Source organism: Pseudomonas sp. S5D5 (genome assembly GCF_003013355.1).
Taxonomy (GTDB): Bacteria; Pseudomonadota; Gammaproteobacteria; order Pseudomonadales; family Pseudomonadaceae; genus Aquipseudomonas; species Aquipseudomonas aylmerensis.
Genome location: NZ_PTEO01000001.1, coordinates 902,236 through 919,572 on the forward strand (window position 1 = coordinate 902,236; position 17,337 = coordinate 919,572).

Annotated in this window: 17 protein-coding genes; 5 read left to right on the top strand and 12 right to left on the bottom strand. The window is 61.5% G+C overall.

Annotated features, from left to right (window positions below; genetic code table 11):
• Positions 1-173: 173 nt before the first annotated feature.
• The 9 genes from panC to dksA all read right to left on the bottom strand — a co-directional run bounded on the left by panC (position 174) and on the right by dksA (position 10,842).
• Entirely contained in the window at positions 174-1,022 is an 849-nt protein-coding gene (gene panC, locus C9990_RS04305) for a pantoate--beta-alanine ligase (RefSeq protein ID WP_106802609.1), read from the bottom strand.
• Positions 1,019-1,819 carry a 3-methyl-2-oxobutanoate hydroxymethyltransferase gene (gene panB / locus C9990_RS04310; RefSeq protein ID WP_065910286.1) on the bottom strand — a complete coding sequence of 267 codons (801 nt, stop codon included), beginning with the start codon at positions 1,817-1,819 and terminating at the stop codon, positions 1,019-1,021. Before panB ends, panC begins: the two co-directional genes overlap by 4 nt.
• Before the next feature lie 366 nt (positions 1,820-2,185).
• Positions 2,186-2,671: a 2-amino-4-hydroxy-6-hydroxymethyldihydropteridine diphosphokinase gene (gene folK, locus C9990_RS04320; RefSeq protein WP_106802610.1), complete on the bottom strand. Its 486-nt coding sequence runs from the start codon at positions 2,669-2,671 to the stop codon at positions 2,186-2,188.
• Positions 2,672-2,673: 2 nt separating this feature from the next.
• Complete coding sequence (locus tag C9990_RS04325) at positions 2,674-4,077, bottom strand: polynucleotide adenylyltransferase PcnB (protein WP_065910290.1); 1,404 nt, start codon at positions 4,075-4,077, stop codon at positions 2,674-2,676.
• A gap of 710 nt (positions 4,078-4,787) precedes the next feature.
• Positions 4,788-6,227, bottom strand: a complete 1,440-nt coding sequence (locus tag C9990_RS04335) for a sigma-54 dependent transcriptional regulator (protein WP_106802611.1) — start codon at positions 6,225-6,227, stop codon at positions 4,788-4,790.
• Between the two features lie 22 nt (positions 6,228-6,249).
• Entirely contained in the window at positions 6,250-9,204 is a 2,955-nt protein-coding gene (locus C9990_RS04340) for a sensor histidine kinase (protein WP_168167075.1), read from the bottom strand.
• Positions 9,188-9,364 (bottom strand): hypothetical protein, encoded by a 177-nt coding sequence (locus C9990_RS04345; protein ID WP_003176118.1) that lies wholly within the window; start codon positions 9,362-9,364, stop codon positions 9,188-9,190. Before C9990_RS04345 ends, C9990_RS04340 begins: the two co-directional genes overlap by 17 nt.
• Before the next feature lie 62 nt (positions 9,365-9,426).
• On the bottom strand, positions 9,427-10,314 hold the full coding sequence (gene gluQRS, locus C9990_RS04350; protein ID WP_106802612.1) for a tRNA glutamyl-Q(34) synthetase GluQRS: 888 nt from the start codon (positions 10,312-10,314) through the stop codon (positions 9,427-9,429).
• A gap of 84 nt (positions 10,315-10,398) precedes the next feature.
• Positions 10,399-10,842, bottom strand: a complete 444-nt coding sequence (gene dksA, locus C9990_RS04355; protein WP_065910298.1) for an RNA polymerase-binding protein DksA — start codon at positions 10,840-10,842, stop codon at positions 10,399-10,401.
• A 319-nt stretch (positions 10,843-11,161) separates the two neighbouring features.
• On the opposite strand from dksA, the gene C9990_RS04360 reads away from it, so the two are divergent.
• Positions 11,162-12,334: a pyridoxal phosphate-dependent aminotransferase gene (locus tag C9990_RS04360; RefSeq protein WP_106802613.1), complete on the top strand. Its 1,173-nt coding sequence runs from the start codon at positions 11,162-11,164 to the stop codon at positions 12,332-12,334.
• The gene (gene sfsA, locus C9990_RS04365) at positions 12,334-13,044 is read left to right on the top strand and encodes a DNA/RNA nuclease SfsA (RefSeq protein ID WP_106802614.1); all 711 of its coding nucleotides are present in this window, start codon (positions 12,334-12,336) and stop codon (positions 13,042-13,044) included. The genes C9990_RS04360 and sfsA overlap by 1 nt, the downstream gene beginning before the upstream one ends.
• Here sfsA and C9990_RS04370 read toward each other — a convergent pair.
• On the bottom strand, positions 13,041-13,358 hold the full coding sequence (locus C9990_RS04370; protein ID WP_106802615.1) for a Rieske 2Fe-2S domain-containing protein: 318 nt from the start codon (positions 13,356-13,358) through the stop codon (positions 13,041-13,043). The two genes, sfsA and C9990_RS04370, sit on opposite strands and share 4 nt — an antisense overlap.
• A gap of 156 nt (positions 13,359-13,514) precedes the next feature.
• On the opposite strand from C9990_RS04370, the gene C9990_RS04375 reads away from it, so the two are divergent.
• Genes C9990_RS04375 through C9990_RS04385 form a run of 3 tightly spaced genes read left to right on the top strand, consistent with a single transcriptional unit; the run spans position 13,515 to position 16,194 of the window.
• On the top strand, positions 13,515-14,393 hold the full coding sequence (locus tag C9990_RS04375; protein WP_106802616.1) for a hemin ABC transporter substrate-binding protein: 879 nt from the start codon (positions 13,515-13,517) through the stop codon (positions 14,391-14,393).
• On the top strand, positions 14,390-15,427 hold the full coding sequence (locus C9990_RS04380) for an iron ABC transporter permease (protein WP_106802617.1): 1,038 nt from the start codon (positions 14,390-14,392) through the stop codon (positions 15,425-15,427). Before C9990_RS04375 ends, C9990_RS04380 begins: the two co-directional genes overlap by 4 nt.
• The gene (locus C9990_RS04385) at positions 15,427-16,194 is read left to right on the top strand and encodes a heme ABC transporter ATP-binding protein (protein WP_065910310.1); all 768 of its coding nucleotides are present in this window, start codon (positions 15,427-15,429) and stop codon (positions 16,192-16,194) included. The genes C9990_RS04380 and C9990_RS04385 overlap by 1 nt, the downstream gene beginning before the upstream one ends.
• A 253-nt stretch (positions 16,195-16,447) precedes the next feature.
• On the opposite strand, the gene C9990_RS04390 is transcribed toward C9990_RS04385, so the two are convergent.
• Both C9990_RS04390 and C9990_RS04395 read right to left on the bottom strand, forming a co-directional pair.
• On the bottom strand, positions 16,448-16,720 hold the full coding sequence (locus C9990_RS04390) for a TfoX/Sxy family protein (protein WP_106802618.1): 273 nt from the start codon (positions 16,718-16,720) through the stop codon (positions 16,448-16,450).
• A 206-nt stretch (positions 16,721-16,926) separates the two neighbouring features.
• Positions 16,927-17,271: a pentapeptide repeat-containing protein gene (locus tag C9990_RS04395; RefSeq protein ID WP_065910314.1), complete on the bottom strand. Its 345-nt coding sequence runs from the start codon at positions 17,269-17,271 to the stop codon at positions 16,927-16,929.
• Between the last annotated feature and the right edge of the window lie 66 nt (positions 17,272-17,337).

The following is a 17,337-nucleotide window of genomic DNA, read 5'->3' on the forward strand; positions in this document are numbered from 1 at the left end:
CACTTCAAAGCCCGGAACGTCCAGTCTTTCATCAAGGGCGGGTTCCGGACAGCGCTAACCATAGCGCAGGGCGATTACATTAAACCTAGCGTGCCGATATGTCTTGGCTTTGTCTGCGCTGTGGCCGGTACTTTTTTATACCGGCACAGCGAGGAGGGCAACTGGCGGGGGGATCAGAGGTTCAGGTGCAGGTTGTCGATGAGGCGGGTAGCGCCCAGATAGGCGGCGACCAGGATCACCACATCGCGGTCCTCGGGCGTGGCCGGGCGCAGGTTTATGCCCTGGCGCACTTCAAGGTAATCCAGGCGCAGCCCGGCGGCTTCGATCTGCCGAACCTGTTCGGCGCGCAGCGTGGCGAAATCGCGGTCACCGCCTTTGATGGCGGCGGCGATCTGGCCGAGGCTGCGGTACAGCACCGGGGCGATGGCGCGTTGCTCATCGCTGAGGTAACCGTTGCGCGATGAGAGCGCCAGGCCGTCGTCGGCACGCACGGTCGGTTCGCCGATGATCTGGATCGGCATGTTCAGGTCATGGACCATGGCGCGAATCACCGCCAGTTGCTGGTAGTCCTTCTGGCCGAACACGGCCATGTCCGGCTGGACCATGTTGAACAGCTTGCTGACCACCGTCGCCACGCCCTCGAAGTGCCCGGGACGACTGGCGCCGCACAGGCCTTCGGACAACTGCGGGACGCTGACGCGGGTCTGGCCGCTCATGCCGCCGGGGTACATTTCCTCGACGGTCGGCGCGAACAGCAGGTTGCAGCCGGCTTGCAGGAGCTTTTCCTGGTCCGCTGCCAAGGTCCGCGGGTATTTGTCCAAGTCTTCGCCAGCGCCGAACTGCAGTGGGTTGACGAAGATGCTCGCGACGACGAAGTCAGCCTGTTGCGCGGCTTTGGTCACCAGGGTGGCGTGGCCGCTGTGCAGGTTGCCCATGGTGGGCACGAAGCCGATGCGTTTGCCGGCTTTACGGGCATGGGCGACGGCAGCCCGCAGTTCGCGGACGGTTTTTACGGTGTTCATGCAGAGAATCCGTGTTCGGCGCCGGGGAAGGTCACGCCTTTGACTTCGGCGACATAGGCGCTCAGCGCGGCGTGGATGCTGTCCTGGCCGGTCATGAAGTTTTTCACGAACTTTGGAACGCGGCCGGTAAGCGACAGGCCGAGCATGTCATGCAGTACCAAGACCTGGCCATCGGTGGCCGAGCCTGCGCCAATACCGATCACCGGCACTTTGACGGCCTGGGTGATTTCTGCTGCCAGTTCGCTGGGCACGCATTCGAGCAGGATCATCGCAACGCCCGCTTGTTCCAGGGCGATGGCATCGGCACGCATCTGGCGCGCCTGGGCTTCGTTGCGGCCTTGTACCTTGTAGCCGCCGAGGATGTTCACCGACTGTGGCGTAAGGCCCATATGTGCACAGACCGGCACGCCGCGTTCAGCCAGCAGACGAATCGACTCGGCGAGCCACACGGCACCTTCCACTTTGACCATGTGCGCACCGGCGCGCATCAGTTTGCCAGCGTTGTGGAACGTCTGCTCGACAGTGGCGTAATCCATGAACGGCAGGTCGGCGATGATAAATGCGCCGTCGTTGCCGCGCTTGACGCTGGCGGTGTGATAGGCGAGTTCATCGGTGGTGACGGGCAGCGTGCTGTCATTCCCTTGAAGAACCATGCCCAGGGAGTCACCTACCAGCAACACTTCAACTCCGGCCTGGCAACTGGCTTGGGCGAAGGTGGCGTCATAGCAGGTGAGCATGGTGATTTTTTCACCTTTGAGCTTGAGGCTCTGCAAGGTGGTCAGGGTAATGTCTGGCATGAAAAGGGTCCTCGTTCAGGCGCTTGGAAACAGCGAGTAACGCGCGTGAGTCTTCGTTTATACAGGCGCAATGTCTTGAGAGCAGTGCTTATAAGGCCTGGATTGCGCCCTTCAGCGCCGGGTTGGCGGCAGCGGGACGCCTATAGTCGTGAGGAGGACACGGGAAGTCAATTGGATGTGTTACCGCATTGTTACGATGGCGGTGTTACCGCTGTTACTGACGCGATTCAGCAAGTGGGAAAGGGATTTTGAGGGCGTAGGTGAACAAAATGTGGGAGCTGGCTTGCCTGCGATGCAGGCGCCTCGGTCTTTCAGTGAAACCGAGGTGATGCTATCGCAGGCAAGCCAGCTCCCACATTGATTGAGTCAGTTTTGGGGCAAGCGTTCCAGACCGACAAACGGGCAGGCGGTCAGCAAGTCGTTGAGCGTTTGACCGTTGGGCATTTGCAGCGATGCGGGCGCTAGCTCAGCCAGCGGGTACAGCACAAACGCGCGCAGGTGCATCTGGTAATGGGGCACCTTGAGGCGCGGCTCGTCGATCAGGCGATCGCCAAACAGCAGGATGTCCAGGTCCAGTGTGCGCGGCCCCCAACGCTCAAGGCGCTCGCGGCCCTGATCGTTTTCGATGGCTTGCAGCGCATCCAGCAGCTCAAGGGGCGCCAGGCTGCTGTCCAGGGCCGCCACCGCGTTGGTGTAGTGCGGTTGGCCCGGGAGCAGGGAATCGCTTTGGTAAAACGCCGACACACCGGCGACGGTGGTCCCCGGTAGTTGTGCGAGCGCTTCGATGGCGCTGCGCAATTGCTGATCCGGGGCGGCCAGATTGCTGCCCATGCCGATGTAGATACGTTCCACGTTTATTCGCCTGCGGCGCCCGAGGCATCGGCGGCGCTGCGCTTGCGCTTGGTACCGCTGCGACGACGTTTCTTCGGCCCTTCGCCGGCGCTCTCGCCCTTGCTGCCAAGGTCGCGAATCATGTCGCGGCGCTGGCTTTCATTGGCGTCCTGGTAGTCGGTCCACCATTCACCCAGGCCATCGGTCTGCTCGCCGGCGCTTTCGCGCAACAGCAGGAAATCGTAGCCGGCACGGAAGCGCGGGTTGTCCAGCAGCAGGTCGGCGCGCTTGCCGCTGCGGCGTGGCAGGCGCTCCTGCATGTCCCAGATCTCGCGGATCGGCAGGGTGAAGCGTTTCGGAATGGCGATGCGCTGGCACTGCTCGGCGATCAGCTCATGAGCCGCTTCCTGCATGGCCGGAATCGGCGGCATGCCACGCTCTTGCAGGCGCAGTACGCGTTTGGGCAGGGCCGGCCACAACAGCGCGGCAAACAGGAACGCCGGGGTCACCGGTTTGTTCTGCTTGATGCGCAAGTCGGTATTGATCAGCGCTTCGCTGATCAGCGTGTGGGTGTACGTCGGGTTGTATTCCAACGCCTCGGCACTGGCCGGGAACAGCGGATCGAACAGCTGCAGGTCGACGAGCATTTCGAAGGTGTCGGCAGCGTAGCCCGAGAGGAACAGCTTGAGCACTTCCTCGAACAGGCGCGCCGAAGGAATCTCGCGCAGCATCGGTGCCAGGTCGCGGATCGGCGCGGCCGTGTGCTTTTCGATGCCGAAGTTGAGCTTGGCGGCGAAACGCACGGCCCGCAGCATGCGCACCGGGTCTTCCTGGTAGCGCTGCACCGGGTCGCCGATCAGGCGGATCAGGTTGTTGCGGATGTCGTGCACGCCATTGGCGTAATCGAGAATGCGCTCGCTGACCGGGTCGTAATACAGGGCGTTGATGGTGAAGTCGCGGCGCTGCGCATCTTCTTCCAGGGTGCCGTAGACGTTGTCGCGCAGGATGCGCCCGCTTTCGTTGCGGGAAGACTGGTTGGTGTCTTCCTCTTCATCGTTTTGCGGGTGGCCGGCGCGGAAGGTCGCCACTTCGATGATTTCGCGGCCGAAGTGGATATGCACCAGCTTGAAGCGGCGGCCGATGATGCGCGCATTGCGAAACTCGGCACGGACCTGTTCAGGCGTGGCGCTGGTGGCGACGTCGAAATCCTTGGGTGTGATATTGAGCAACATGTCGCGTACGCAACCGCCGACCAGATAAGCCTGGTAGCCGGCGTTCTGCAAACGTTCGACGATGTTCACTGCATAACGGCTGAACTGAGCGCGCTGCAGCGAATGCTGGCTGCTATTGAGCACTTCAGGCGTGCTGCGTTTGTGTTGCGTACGACGCAAGGGAGAACGGAATGACTGGAACAACTTCTTCAGCATGGGATGCACTGTTTGAAGGAATGTTCGGCCATAACGAAGAATGACCGCATGATGGGCGGGGATTCTAGCATTTAGTCAGGGGATGGTGTAGGAACAAGCTGCAGGCCTTGCGCCATAAGCCTTAAATCGTCAAATGCTCGAGTTTTCATGCGGAAACTACAAGGGGAGCCGAAGCTCCCCCAGAAGTAGTTGCGTGCTCTATTTTTATTATTGATTTCGGGCTTCTTGTTTTTGTTGATCGCCCTCGCCATGAAGCTTCACCTTCATGACACTCCCAATCGGGAGTCAAGAGCAAACGGATTGCTTTGGTCGCTGTGTTGCTGATCTACGATCCAACCAGTTCAGGCTCTGCCTTAGGGCAGTTTTTGTTGTTCTCGGCCTGGTTGCGGGGCAAGCCCCAAATGCAACGCCTCTCCAAAAGAATCAGTTAGCTGCGCCTCCGCCGTGTTGTTTTTATTGTGCGTGAGTCGATTCGTCTTATTTTTATTGTCTTGTACAAAGCTTGTTATTGTTTTTGTACTAAGCATATAGCAGGGTGCGTGCCAACTTTTGTGCCGCCCAGCAAAAGCAGGGGTTTGAGGCGGTTTTGGGTTTTCGACGGGCGAAAAAAAGCCGGGGCTTCGTTACCGTAAGCCCCGGCTTTTGTTACGTGAAAAATCAGCGGTAACAGTTTTTTCACATCTGAGGGTGTTACCTGTGGGGGCGCACCCTCAACTCTCGCTGGCCACCCCGGTCTTGCGCCGTGGGATGCCCAGGCGCTGGCGCCGTTCCCACAGGCACTTGCGGCTCACGCCCAGCTTGCGTGCCAGTTCGGTCTCGGTCATGTGGTCCTGGTGCTCAAGGACGAAATGCTGGAAGTAGTCTTCCAGTGACAAATCCTCCGTCGGCTCGTGGCTGGTATTGCTACCGCCGCCCTGTTGTGGGGCCAGGCCGATGAAGTCGTCATCCTCAAGGTCACTGAGCTCGATATCGATGCCCAGCAGCTCGGCGGAAATCTCCGGGCTCTCCGACAGAATCACCGCACGTTCGACCGCATTCTCCAGTTCACGCACGTTACCCGGCCACGAGTAATGCCGAATGGCCTGCTCGGCATCCGGGGCGAACTTGAGGTCGGTACGGTTGATGCGGGCGCTCTGGCGCAGCAGGAACGCGTTGGCGATCTCGTTGACGTCGGCGCCACGCTCGCGCAGGGCCGGCAGCTTGAGGGCGATCACGTGCAAGCGGTAATACAAGTCTTCACGGAACTGGCCGATCTTGGCCAGGCTCTTCAGGTCACGGTGCGTGGCTGCGATCAGGCGCACATCCACCTTCTGCGATTGCACCGAACCGACGCGGCGAATCTCGCCTTCCTGCAGCACGCGCAGCAAACGCGCCTGGGCTTCCAGGGGCAGCTCACCGATTTCATCGAGGAACAATGTGCCGCCGTCCGCCGCTTCGACCAAACCTGCACGGCCGGCGCTGGCGCCGGTGAACGCGCCTTTCTCGTGCCCGAACAGCTCGGACTCGATCAACGATTCGGGGATCGCCGCGCAGTTCACCGAGATCATCGGTGCCTTGGCGCGCTTGGAGAGGTTGTGCAGGGCGCGGGCTACCAGTTCTTTACCGGTACCCGACTCGCCCTGGATCAGTACATTGGAATCAGTCGGCGCGACCTTGCGGATCTTGCCGTACAGGTCCTGCATCGGTGGGCAGGAGCCGATGATACCGATCTCGCCGTTACTGTTGTCGACCCCCGGCTTGTCGGCGCCGTTGGCCGCTTTACCGGCGGGGCGCTGTTCGGCAGGTGCGCTGCTGGCCGACTGGCGGTCACGCAGGATGCGGGCCACGGCCTGGAGCATTTCATCGTGGTCGAAAGGCTTGGCGATGTAGTCCACCGCGCCCATCTTCATGGAGTCCACCGCCGAGCGCAGGCTGGCGTAGCTGGTCATGATCAGCACCGGGGTGCCCTGGCCAAGCTTGATCAACTCGGTGCCAGGCGCGCCCGGCAGGCGCAGGTCACTGACAATCAGGTCGAACGTGGGAATGCTGAACCGCTCCTGGGCTTCCTGCACCGAGCCGGCTTCGCTGACCTGGTACTGATTACGTTCAAGCAGGCGACGCAAGGCAGAGCGGATAATGGTTTCGTCTTCGACGATCAAAATGTGCGGCATTGATTCAATTCTCTCGACGGTCTCAGTTCACAGCGGACGTCGCTTCGACATGACGCGGCAAGGTCACCCGAATACGGGTGCCGCGTTGGCTTTCGGTGTCAGCCGGGCTGTCGATGGTGATTTGTCCATAATGCTCTTCAACGATGGAATAGACCAGTGCAAGGCCCAGACCGGTACCTTCACCCGGATCCTTTGTGGTGAAGAAGGGTTCGAACAATCGGTCCATGATGTTCTGTGGAATGCCGCTGCCTTCATCCTCCACGATCAGGTCGACCGTGTGCTCGAAAGCCTCGCTCTTGACGCGTACCGCGCTGTGTGGCGGCGACGCGTCACGGGCGTTGGACAGCAGGTTGATCAGCACTTGGGCCAGGCGTTGTGAGTCGCCGTCGACCCAGTGGTCGGGGTCGCACAAGTTGAAGAACTGTACTTCGAAATTACGCCGGTTCAAGGCCAGCAGCCCAATGGCATCCTGCGCCACCTCGGCCAGGCACACGGCCTCGTCCTGATTCTGATGGGCGCCGGCATGGGCAAAGCTCATCAGCGACTGCACGATGCGCGAGACCCGCTTGGTCTGTTCGAGGATTTGCCCGCTGATCTCGGTGATTTCGCCGTCTTCCTCGCGCTCTTCGCGCAGGTTCTGCGCCAGGCAAGCGATACCGGTGATCGGATTGCCGATTTCATGGGCCACGCCTGCGGCCAGGCGACCGATGCTGGCCAGGCGCTCGGAGTGCACCAGCTTGTCTTCGAGCATCTGCGTGTCGGTCAGGTCTTCGACCAGCAGCACCAGGCCGCTGTTGCCGGGGGCCAGCGGCTCGTCGATGGCGGCTTTGTGCAGGTTGAGCCAGCGGGTCTGGCCGTCAAGGGCCAGGTGCTGCTTGTGCAAATGCTCGTCGGGCAGGTTGATAAAGCCTTGCAGCAGTTCTTTCCACGGATCGCCCAAGGTGTTCAGGCGCGAGCCGACCACCCGTTGTGCGGCGATGCCGGTGAGTTCTTCCATGGCCTTGTTCCACATCAGGATCTCTTGATCCTTGGCCAGCGAGCACACGCCCATCGGCAGTTCCTGCAGGGTCTGGCGGTGGTAGCGACGCAGGGCATCGAGTTCGGCGGCCAGCCCGGTGAGGCGTGAGTGGTAATCCTCCAGCCGGCTCTCGATGAAATGGATGTCTTCGGTGACGTAGTTTTCGCCGCCGGCCTTGTAGGGCAAAAAGGTTTCGACGATGTCCTGGGACACGCTGGGGCCCATCAGGCCGGACAGGTTGGCTTCAATACGGTCACGCAGGCGGCGCAAGGCATACGGGCGCCGCTCGTCAAACGGCAGGTAAAGGTCGCGCAGCGCCTGCTCGACCTCCTTTTGCGCGGCCTTGGCGCCCAGCGGCTTGGCCAGTTGCGTGGCGAACTCCTGGGGCGAGGCGGCGTGCAGTTCGCGGCGCTGCGGGCGGCGCACGTTGTCTACTGCGCAGGCTTCGGCGGCGCTGGTTTCTTCGGGGCTGGCGTTGGTGAACAGTGAAATCAGGGTGAACATCAGCACGTTGGCCGCCAGCGAGGCAATCGCCGCCATGTGCCAGCTGGTGTCGTCCAGCACGTAGATCATGTTCAGCAGCGGGATGTAGAAGCCCTGCAGATTGCCGACCAGCGGCAGCAGCATGGTCACGAGCCACACCAGGATCCCGGCCAGCAGCCCGGCGATGAAGCCACGTCGATTGGCCGTCGGCCAGTACAGCACCGACAGCACTCCCGGCAGGAACTGCAAGGTCGCGACAAACGCGACGATGCCCAGGTTGGCGAGGTCTTGTCCGGCGCCGAGCAACAGGTAGAACCCGTAGCCGGCCATGATGATCGCGACGATCAGCGCGCGGCGCGTCCACTTCAGCCAGCGGTAGATATTGCCTTCGGCCGGTGGCTGGTACAGCGGCAGCACCAGGTGATTGAGCGCCATGCCCGACAGCGCCAGCGTGGTGACAATGATCAGCCCGCTGGCTGCCGACAAGCCGCCGACATACGCCAGCAGCGCCAGGGCCGGGCTGTTGGCGGCGATGCCGATGCCGAGGGTGAAGTATTCCGGATTGGTCGTTGCCCCGAGTTTGAGGCCGGCCCACAGGATCAGCGGCACCGCCAGGCTCATCAGCAGCAGGAACAGCGGCAAGCCCCAACTGGCGCTGACCAGCGAGCGCGGGTTGAGGTTCTCGGTGAAAGTCATGTGATACATGTGCGGCATCACGATGGCCGAGGCGAAGAACACCAGCAGCAGCGTGCGCCATGGACCTTCCTGCAGCGGCGTGTGCAGGGCGGCGAGGGCCGTCTGGTTTTGCAGCAGCCACAGTTCCAGCTGTTGCGGGCCATCGAACACGCCGTAGAGCGCATAAAGGCCGACACCGCCGATGGCGATCAGCTTGATCACCGACTCGAACGCAATCGCGAACACCAGGCCTTCATGCTTCTCGCGGGTGGCGATATGGCGTGAGCCGAAGAAAATCGTGAACAGCGTGATCAGCGCGCAGAAGGCGAGGGCGACGCGGTGCTGCACGGGCTCGCGGGTGAGGATGCTGATGGAGTCGGCCACCGCTTGAATCTGCAGGGCCAGCAAGGGCAGTACGCCGATCAGCATGAAAACGGTGGTCAGCGCGCCGGCCCAGGTGCTGCGAAAACGGAAGGCGAACAGGTCGGCCAATGACGACAGTTGATAGGTGCGGGTGATCTTCAGGATCGGGTAGAGCAGCACCGGCGCGAGCAAAAATGCGCCGGACACGCCCAGGTAACTGGACAGGAAGCCGTAGCCATACTGATAGGCCAGGCCCACCGTGCCATAGAACGCCCAGGCGCTGGCGTAGACGCCCAGGGACAAGGTGTAGGTCAGCGGATGGCGAATGATCGCCCGCGGAATCATTCCGCGCTCACTGATCCAGGCGACCCCGAACAGCGCCGCCAGGTAGGCGGCGCTGATCAGCAGCATCTGGGTGAGGCTAAAGCTCATCGGCATCTTTTTGGCTCTGCAGGATAAAGGTCACGACGATCAGGATCAGCCACAGCAGATATGGGCGGTACCAGGCGCCCGTGGCGTCGATCCACCAATCCATGATGGCGGGGGAAAACAGGTAGATCCCGACGACCAGCAGCAGGACCAATCGATAGATGTACATGTTGGCCTCTGATTGAAAAACTGCGGCGATGGTAACGGATGGTGGGCAAGCTGCAAGCGCCTTCAGCTCAATTGCGCTTCGGCCAACGTGAGTGTGCGCGGGATGCGGCTGGCATCCCACTGCGCAATGCCCCAATCCAGCAGCTCCCGTGGGCTGGCGTGGAGCAACTCGCTGCCGGGTTGCTGGCCGAGCGCGCGCAGGGCTCTCAATAGCAAAGGCGTGGCCTGGTCAGGTGTCAACGGCGGGGAGCGATAGGATTTGCCCAATTTGTTACCGTCCGGCTGGACAATCAACGGTACGTGGAGATAGCGCGGTTGGCGCAGGCCCAGCAGCTCCTGCAGATACAACTGGCGCGGCGTGGAGTCGAGCAGGTCAGCGCCGCGCACGATGTCGGTCACCCCTTGCCAGGCATCGTCGAGGACCACGGCCAATTGATAGGCGTACAGGCCGTCACGGCGGCGGATGATGAAATCGCCTACATCGCGGCCCAAGTGCTGTCGGAATTCACCCTGAACGCGGTCAGTAAAGTGGTATTCCAGCTCAGGAACGCGCAGGCGAATGGCGGCATCTTGCTGGTCGTGCCCGGCATTGCGGCACAGCCCCGGATAAATCCCGTTGTAGCCCTCCAGCTGTTTGCGCGAGCAGGTGCACGCGTAGGCCAGGCCGTGGTTGAACATATCGTTCAGCACTTTGGCGTAGGCATCATGCCGCTCGCTTTGTCGGACCAATTCACCGTCCCACTCAAAGCCGTAGCTTTCCAGGGCGTGCAGGATCGCCGTTTGGGCGCCGGGCTCTTCACGTGGCGGGTCGAGGTCTTCCATGCGCATCAGCCAGCGGCCGTGGTTGGCGCGGGCGTCGAGGTAGGAGGCGAGGGCGGCGACCAGCGAGCCGAAGTGCAAATGGCCGCTGGGCGTGGGGGCGAAACGCCCGATATAAGTAGAGGCTGTCATGGGCCGGATACTACTGGAAAAGTAGTAAATTCCAGAAACAAAAATGGGGCGTTCGCACGCCCCATTTCTTTCAGCTCGGCGGGATTACTTGCCGACCTGTTTTTCCTTGATTTCAGCCAAGGTCTTGCAGTCTACGCAGAGGTCCGCGGTAGGGCGGGCTTCCAGGCGACGAATACCGATCTCGACGCCGCAGGATTCGCACCAGCCGTATTCTTCGTCTTCGATCAGTTGCAACGTCTTGTCGATTTTCTTGATCAGCTTGCGCTCGCGATCACGGGCGCGCAGTTCGAGGGCGAACTCCTCTTCCTGGCTGGCACGGTCGGCCGGGTCCGGGAAGTTGGCGGCTTCGTCCTTCATATGGTCAACCGTGCGGTCGACTTCCTGCATCAAGTCCTGCTTCCACTTCTTCAGGATATTGGAGAAGTGCTTGCGCATGGGCTCGCTCATGTACTCCTCACCCTTCGCCTCAACATAGGGTGTGAAGCCGCTGAGGCCTGAGGATTGTTGTTGCTTTGCTTGGGTGGACATGAATAGACCGCCTCTCACTCTTCTAATCCATTGCGCAGGATTGCAACGTCACCGACACCTGCCGGCCCTGCGGCTGCAAGCGGGCGAACTTACCAGATAGATTCAGGGTGCGCCACTCCCGGTTGTCGAGGGCCATCACGCCAGGGTTGCTGACAACAGCAGCCCGCTATGGCTGGGTATGGATCGCCCTGCGTGTTGATTTTAGTCGTTTTACAAGCGCTTGCTGGCCCATCTTGAGCGGCCGAGCAGGCAATAGAACATGTTTTACGCCAGGGGTTCGGTAGAATCCTTATTTTGTCCTCACCGTTAAGGAAGGCTAATGGCTCAGCCCTACAGTGCGCGCAGTCGCGCCATCGAACCTTTTCATGTCATGGCATTGCTGGCGCGAGCCAATGAGCTGCAGGCGGCCGGCCATGATGTGATCCACCTGGAAATCGGCGAACCGGATTTCACCACCGCCGATCCGATCATCCAGGCCGGCCAGGCAGCATTGGCCAACGGCAAAACCCGCTATACGGCGGCCCGTGGCCTGCCGGAGCTGCGCGAGGCCATCAGCGGCTTCTACCAGCAGCGCTACCGCCTGGACATCGACCCCGAGCGCATCTTGATTACCCCGGGCGGTTCCGGCGCCTTGCTGCTGGCCAGCAGCCTGTTGGTGGACCCCGGCAAACATTGGCTGCTGGCTGACCCGGGTTACCCGTGCAACCGGCACTTCCTGCGACTGGTGGAAGGGGCGGCGCAGTTGGTGCCGGTGGGCCCCGATGTCCGTTATCAACTGACCGCCGACCTGGTTGCCAGGCATTGGGACCAGGACAGTGTGGGGGCTCTGGTGGCCTCGCCGGCCAACCCCACCGGCACAATCCTCACGCGGGATGAATTGGCAGGGCTGTCCAGTGCCATCAAGGCCCGTAACGGCCATTTGGTCGTGGACGAGATTTATCACGGCCTCACCTACGGCACCGACGCCGCCAGCGTGCTGGAGGTCGATGATGAAGCGTTTGTCCTGAATAGTTTTTCGAAGTATTTCGGCATGACCGGCTGGCGCCTGGGGTGGCTGGTGGCACCACCGGCAGCCGTCGGTGAGTTGGAGAAGTTGGCGCAGAACCTGTACATCAGCGCGCCCAGCATGGCCCAGCATGCGGCACTGGCCTGTTTTACCCCGCAAACACTGGGCATTCTGGAAGAGCGCCGCGCCGAATTCGGCCGCCGCCGTGACTTCCTGCTGCCAGCGCTGCGCGAACTGGGTTTCGGCATCGCCGTCGAGCCGGAAGGGGCGTTCTACCTGTACGCCGACATCAGCGCCTTCGGCGGTGATGCCTTCGCGTTCTGCCGACACTTCCTCGAAACCGAGCATGTCGCGTTTACGCCCGGCCTGGACTTCGGCCGTTATCAAGCCGGTCACCATGTGCGATTTGCCTACACGCAAAACCTTGATCGGCTACAAGAAGCGGTAGAGCGGATCGCCCGTGGCCTGCGGAGTTGGCAAGGCTGATGCGTTTTTATCCTCCCCTCGAAGAAGCGCGCCTGATTCGCCGATACAAGCGTTTTCTCACCGATATCGAGACCGTTACCGGCGAATTGCTGACCATTCACTGCCCCAACACCGGCTCGATGCTCAATTGCATGGTCGAGGGCGGGCAGGTCTGGTTCAGCCGTTCCAATGACCCCAAGCGCAAATTGCCGGGCACCTGGGAAATCGCCGAAACGCCCCAGGGCCGGCTGGCCTGTGTCAACACCGCGCGCGCCAATCAGTTGGTCGAAGAGGCGTTGCTGGCCGGGGTGATTGTCGAGCTCAATGGCTTTACTGCATTGAAGCGCGAAGTGCCTTACGGCCAGGAGAAAAGCCGCATCGACTTTCGCCTGGATTACCCGGATGGCGCGGCCTATGTCGAGGTCAAGAGTGTGACCCTGGGTTTCGATGACACTCCCGTTGCCGCCTTCCCCGATGCAGTCACCCAGCGCGGCGCCAAGCATTTGCGCGAATTGGCGCACCTGGCGCGTGATGGCGTGCGCGCGGTGCAGCTGTATTGCGTCAATCTCTCCGGCATTGACGCAGTGCGCCCGGCGGTGGAGATCGATGCCGCCTATGCCGCGGCCTTGCGTGAGGCAAAGGCGGCGGGCGTCGAGGTGCTGGCGTATGGCGTGAAGGTTACGCCTGAGGAAATCTTCGTTGACCGTCGACTGGAGGTGCTGCTCGACTAGAGTTGCACCCACAGCCCCTGTTCGTCTTCGCGGCCGGGCAGGGCGGTAAGGCTTGCGCCTGCGCAGGGTCCGGCGATGCACTCGCCGCTTTCGATCAGGAACAGCGCACCGTGGGTTGCGCACTGGATCAGGCTGGCACTGGTGTCGAGGAAGCGGTCGGGCTGCCATTCCAGGGGGATACCGCGATGGGGGCAGCGGTTGATATAGAAGTAGGCAACGCCGTCGCGGCGCACTGCCAGCAGCTTGCAGCCGTCCAGATCAAACCCCAGGCCGCAGTTGGGGGCGAGGGCGTCGGAGGGGCAGAGAAACTTCATTTCAATCCTTAAGTGCCTTGACGTGCAAATGCAAACAATTATCAAATGCCGGCTTCGCCCGTCAGCTGACTGGGTGCTTGGTTCGATGTTCGGCAGGGGTTACCTGTCACATCACTGAGTGCTCGAAAGGCCCTGCCCTTGGAAGGAAACCCTGTTATGCGCCTGAGTGCCAGCGCTATTGCGCTTGTTGTCGGACTGCTCGTCAACCACGGGGCGCAAGCCTCTGAACTGCCTCAACGCTGGGTGAGTGCCGGTGGGGCGCTGTCGGAGTGGGTGACGGCCCTAGGCGGTGAGTCGAAGCTGGTGGGGGTGGACACCACCAGCCAGCATCCGGAATCGCTCAAGGCGTTGCCGAGCATTGGCTATCAGCGCCAGTTGTCGGCTGAAGGGATTCTCAGCCTGCGTCCCCAGGTGCTGGTAGGGACCGACGAAATGGGGCCGCCGCCGGTGCTGGCGCAAATCCGCAGCGCGGGCGTGCAGGTGGAGATGTTCTCGGCGGAACCGGACCTCCCGGCCCTCAAAGGCAATCTCCAGCACCTCGGCAAGTTGCTGGGCAACCCGGCCAAGGCCGATGAGTTGTTTACTGGATATGAACAAGCCCTCGATCAACAGAAACGCTGGGTTGCCAAGGCCCAGGCCACGCAAAAGGCGCCGGGTGTGTTGGTGCTGATCGGCCACGCCGGCGGTAAATCGCTGATTGCGGGCAAGGACACTGCCGCCGACTGGGTGTTGCAGCAGGCGGGCGGGCACAACCTGGCGACTCATAATGGTTACAAGCCGTTTTCGCTGGAGTCGCTGGCGGGGTTGAGCCCTGATGTGTTGGTGTTCGCTGATCGTGCCCTGACCGGCGACGCGGCACGCGCGGCGTTGTTCAAGGAGAATCCGATCCTTGCCTCGACGCCGGCGGCCAAGAATGGGCGAGTGTTTGAGCTGGACCCGACCTTGCTGGTCGGCGGCCTGGGGCCGCGTCTGCCGCAAAGCCTGGTAGAGCTGTCCGCCGGGTTCTATCCCGCCCAGGCTAAAGCCGCCCCATGACCACTCTGGTTAAACCGCGAACGTTATTTATCGGGCTGACGATACTGTGCGCCCTTGCGATTTGGCTATCCCTAGCGCTGGGGCCTGTGAGCCTGCCCTTGCTGGATACGCTCAAGGCGGCGCTGCGACTGATCGGGGTGCCGATCCAGGCGCAAGGGTTGGAGCAGGCTGAGCTGATCCTGGGGCAGATTCGTCTGCCGCGAACCTTGCTGGGGCTGGCTGTCGGCGGTGTATTGGCATTGTCGGGAGTGGCCATGCAGGGACTGTTTCGCAACCCGCTGGCGGATCCGGGATTGGTGGGCGTTTCCAGTGGTGCGGCGCTGGGCGCAGCAGTGGCGATTGTCGGGGGGTCGTTTTTCGGCGGCTTGCCGGATGCCTTCGGGCCTTACCTGTTGTCGTTGTGTGCATTCCTCGGTGGCCTGGGGGTGACCGCGCTGGTCTATCGACTGGGTCGGCGTAACGGCCAGACCAATGTCGCCACGATGCTGCTCGCCGGTATCGCGCTGACGGCCCTCGCGACCTCGGTGGTCGGCTTGTTCACTTACCTGGCCGAGGACGCGACCCTGCGTACCCTTACGTTCTGGAACCTGGGAAGCCTCAATGGCGCCAGTTATTCGCGGCTGTGGCCTCTGTTGCTGGTGAGCGCCGGCGTAGCACTGTGGTTGCCGCGCCGCGCGAAGGCGCTGAATGCCTTGCTGCTGGGCGAGTCGGAAGCGAGCCACCTCGGGATCGATGTCGAGCGGCTCAAGCGCGAGTTGGTGTTCTGCACCGCGTTAGGAGTAGGCGCAGCGGTGGCCGCGGCGGGCATGATTGGCTTCGTGGGGTTGGTGGTGCCGCACCTGGTGCGCCTGTTGGCGGGGCCGGATCATCGCGTGCTGTTGCCGGCTTCGGTGTTGGCGGGCGCCAGCCTGCTGCTGTTTGCCGACCTGGTCGCGCGCCTTGCCTTGGCGCCGGCTGAATTGCCGATTGGTATTGTTACTGCATTTATCGGTGCGCCGTTTTTTCTGTACCTGTTGTTGCGGGGGCGTGCCTGATGCTGCGTGTGGAAGACCTGCATATCCGTCGCGGCAGCAAGACAGTGTTGGCGGATATCACCCTCGATCTGTTGCCGGGCCAGGTGCTCGGCGTACTCGGCCCCAACGGTGCGGGCAAGAGTACGTTGCTCGGCGCATTGTGCGGTGAGCTGCATCCCGACCAGGGCAAGGTGTGGCTGGACCAGCAAGCACTCAAAGACTGGACCGGCGCACAGCGCGCGCAGCGCTTGGCGGTATTGCCGCAAAGCTCGACCCTGGACTTTGCTTTTCGCGTGGAGGAAGTCGTCGGCATGGGGCGTTTGCCGCATCAGACCGGCCGCACACGCGATGACGAGATTATCGACGCGGCGCTACAGGCTGCGGATGTCGGCCACTTGAGCGGTCGCAGTTACCTGGCGTTGTCCGGTGGCGAGCGTCAGCGCGTCCACCTGGCGCGGGTGCTGGCGCAGTTATGGCCGGGCGAGACGGGGCAGACGTTGCTGCTTGATGAGCCCACTTCAATGCTGGACCCGTTACATCAACACACCACGTTGCAGGCGATTCGCACCTTTGCTGATCGCGGCGCGGCGGTGCTGGTGATTCTGCATGACTTGAATCTGGCTGCACGTTATTGCGACCGGATTTTGCTGCTGGAGCAGGGCCGACCGCATGCGCTGGACACGCCTGAACAGGTGATGCGTCCGGAGCCGCTGAAAGCCGTGTTCGGCCTGGACGTGTTGGTGCAGCCCCATCCTGAGCGGGGGCATCCCCTGATCATCGCTCGCTGAACGGTATGGCAGGCAGCTTTCTGCAGGCAAAAAAAGACCCGGCAAGAGCCGGGTCAAATAACCGTGATTAGCCTGATGAGGAGATAATCTGAGAGTCCGAACCAATGGTCTTTCAGTTATCGGCTGATCTCGCGACCAGTTGTGATAATCATAACGATTCTCATTTGAGAGTCAATGCCTGTTTTTGGTCGCTTCGAATTTTTCCTCAAACGATCGTTCGAAAGGCCCGTAATTGTTGGGCTTGCTGACTGATCTAATTTCTCTGCCGTGCCGAGAGGGCGTCCAGCTGGCGGTTCAACGCCTCCTTGCGCTCGGTCGGAATGTCGTTCCAGTGCACATCCATCAAGGCCCCTTCGATTGCATACAGCAGCACTTTCGAAGCCCGGAACCCGCGCGTTCTCACTGCTCGATAGGCATCCACAGCCCCCAGGCGGCGCAAGTCGGACGCACTGTGGATGCCCACCGCATGCAGCCACTGTGCAGACGTCTTGCCGAGGTTTTTCAGGTGTTGCAGCTCATCATTCATCAAGCCTCCTTGCGACGGCCGAATGGTGCGGTGGGTATCGTGACCAGGCAAGCCTGAAAAGGAGTGTAGCGCTCAGTAGGAAAAGCGTAGTTCTTTGGTCAGGAACGGCCTAAAAGCTTATAAGAATGACGCGGGGATTTTGACGGCGGGCAGGTGCAAGGTCCTTGGTACGTGGGCGCGTACCAAGGCCCGGGGGGGGACAATGTCTACTTGGTGCGGTAGCGCAGGCGAGTGCCGAAATTGACCGACATGAGGATCTCGTCGGCGGTCAGTTCAGGTGGGAAGTAGGTGCCCGAGATTTGCGCATGCGCCAGGCTGGCGCCTTCCAATGAGCAGTCACGCAAATCCAGGCCGCGCAGGTCGGCGGAGCGGAAGTACGCGTCGGTGAAATCCACGCCGACGGCATTCAGCTCGCGCAGGTCCAAGCCACGGAAATCGCCGCCACGCATGTCGATCGCCCCTTCTTTTGGGCGTTCCTGATTGAAGCCGCGGATATCGTCTTTATGCAGGAGCGAGTAGAGCGGTGTATCGAGAAGCTTGGGCTGACTCATGACGGCGACTCCTGTTGGATTTATGACGCCATTATAGTGCCACTATTGCTTGGTCGTGCGCCCAAG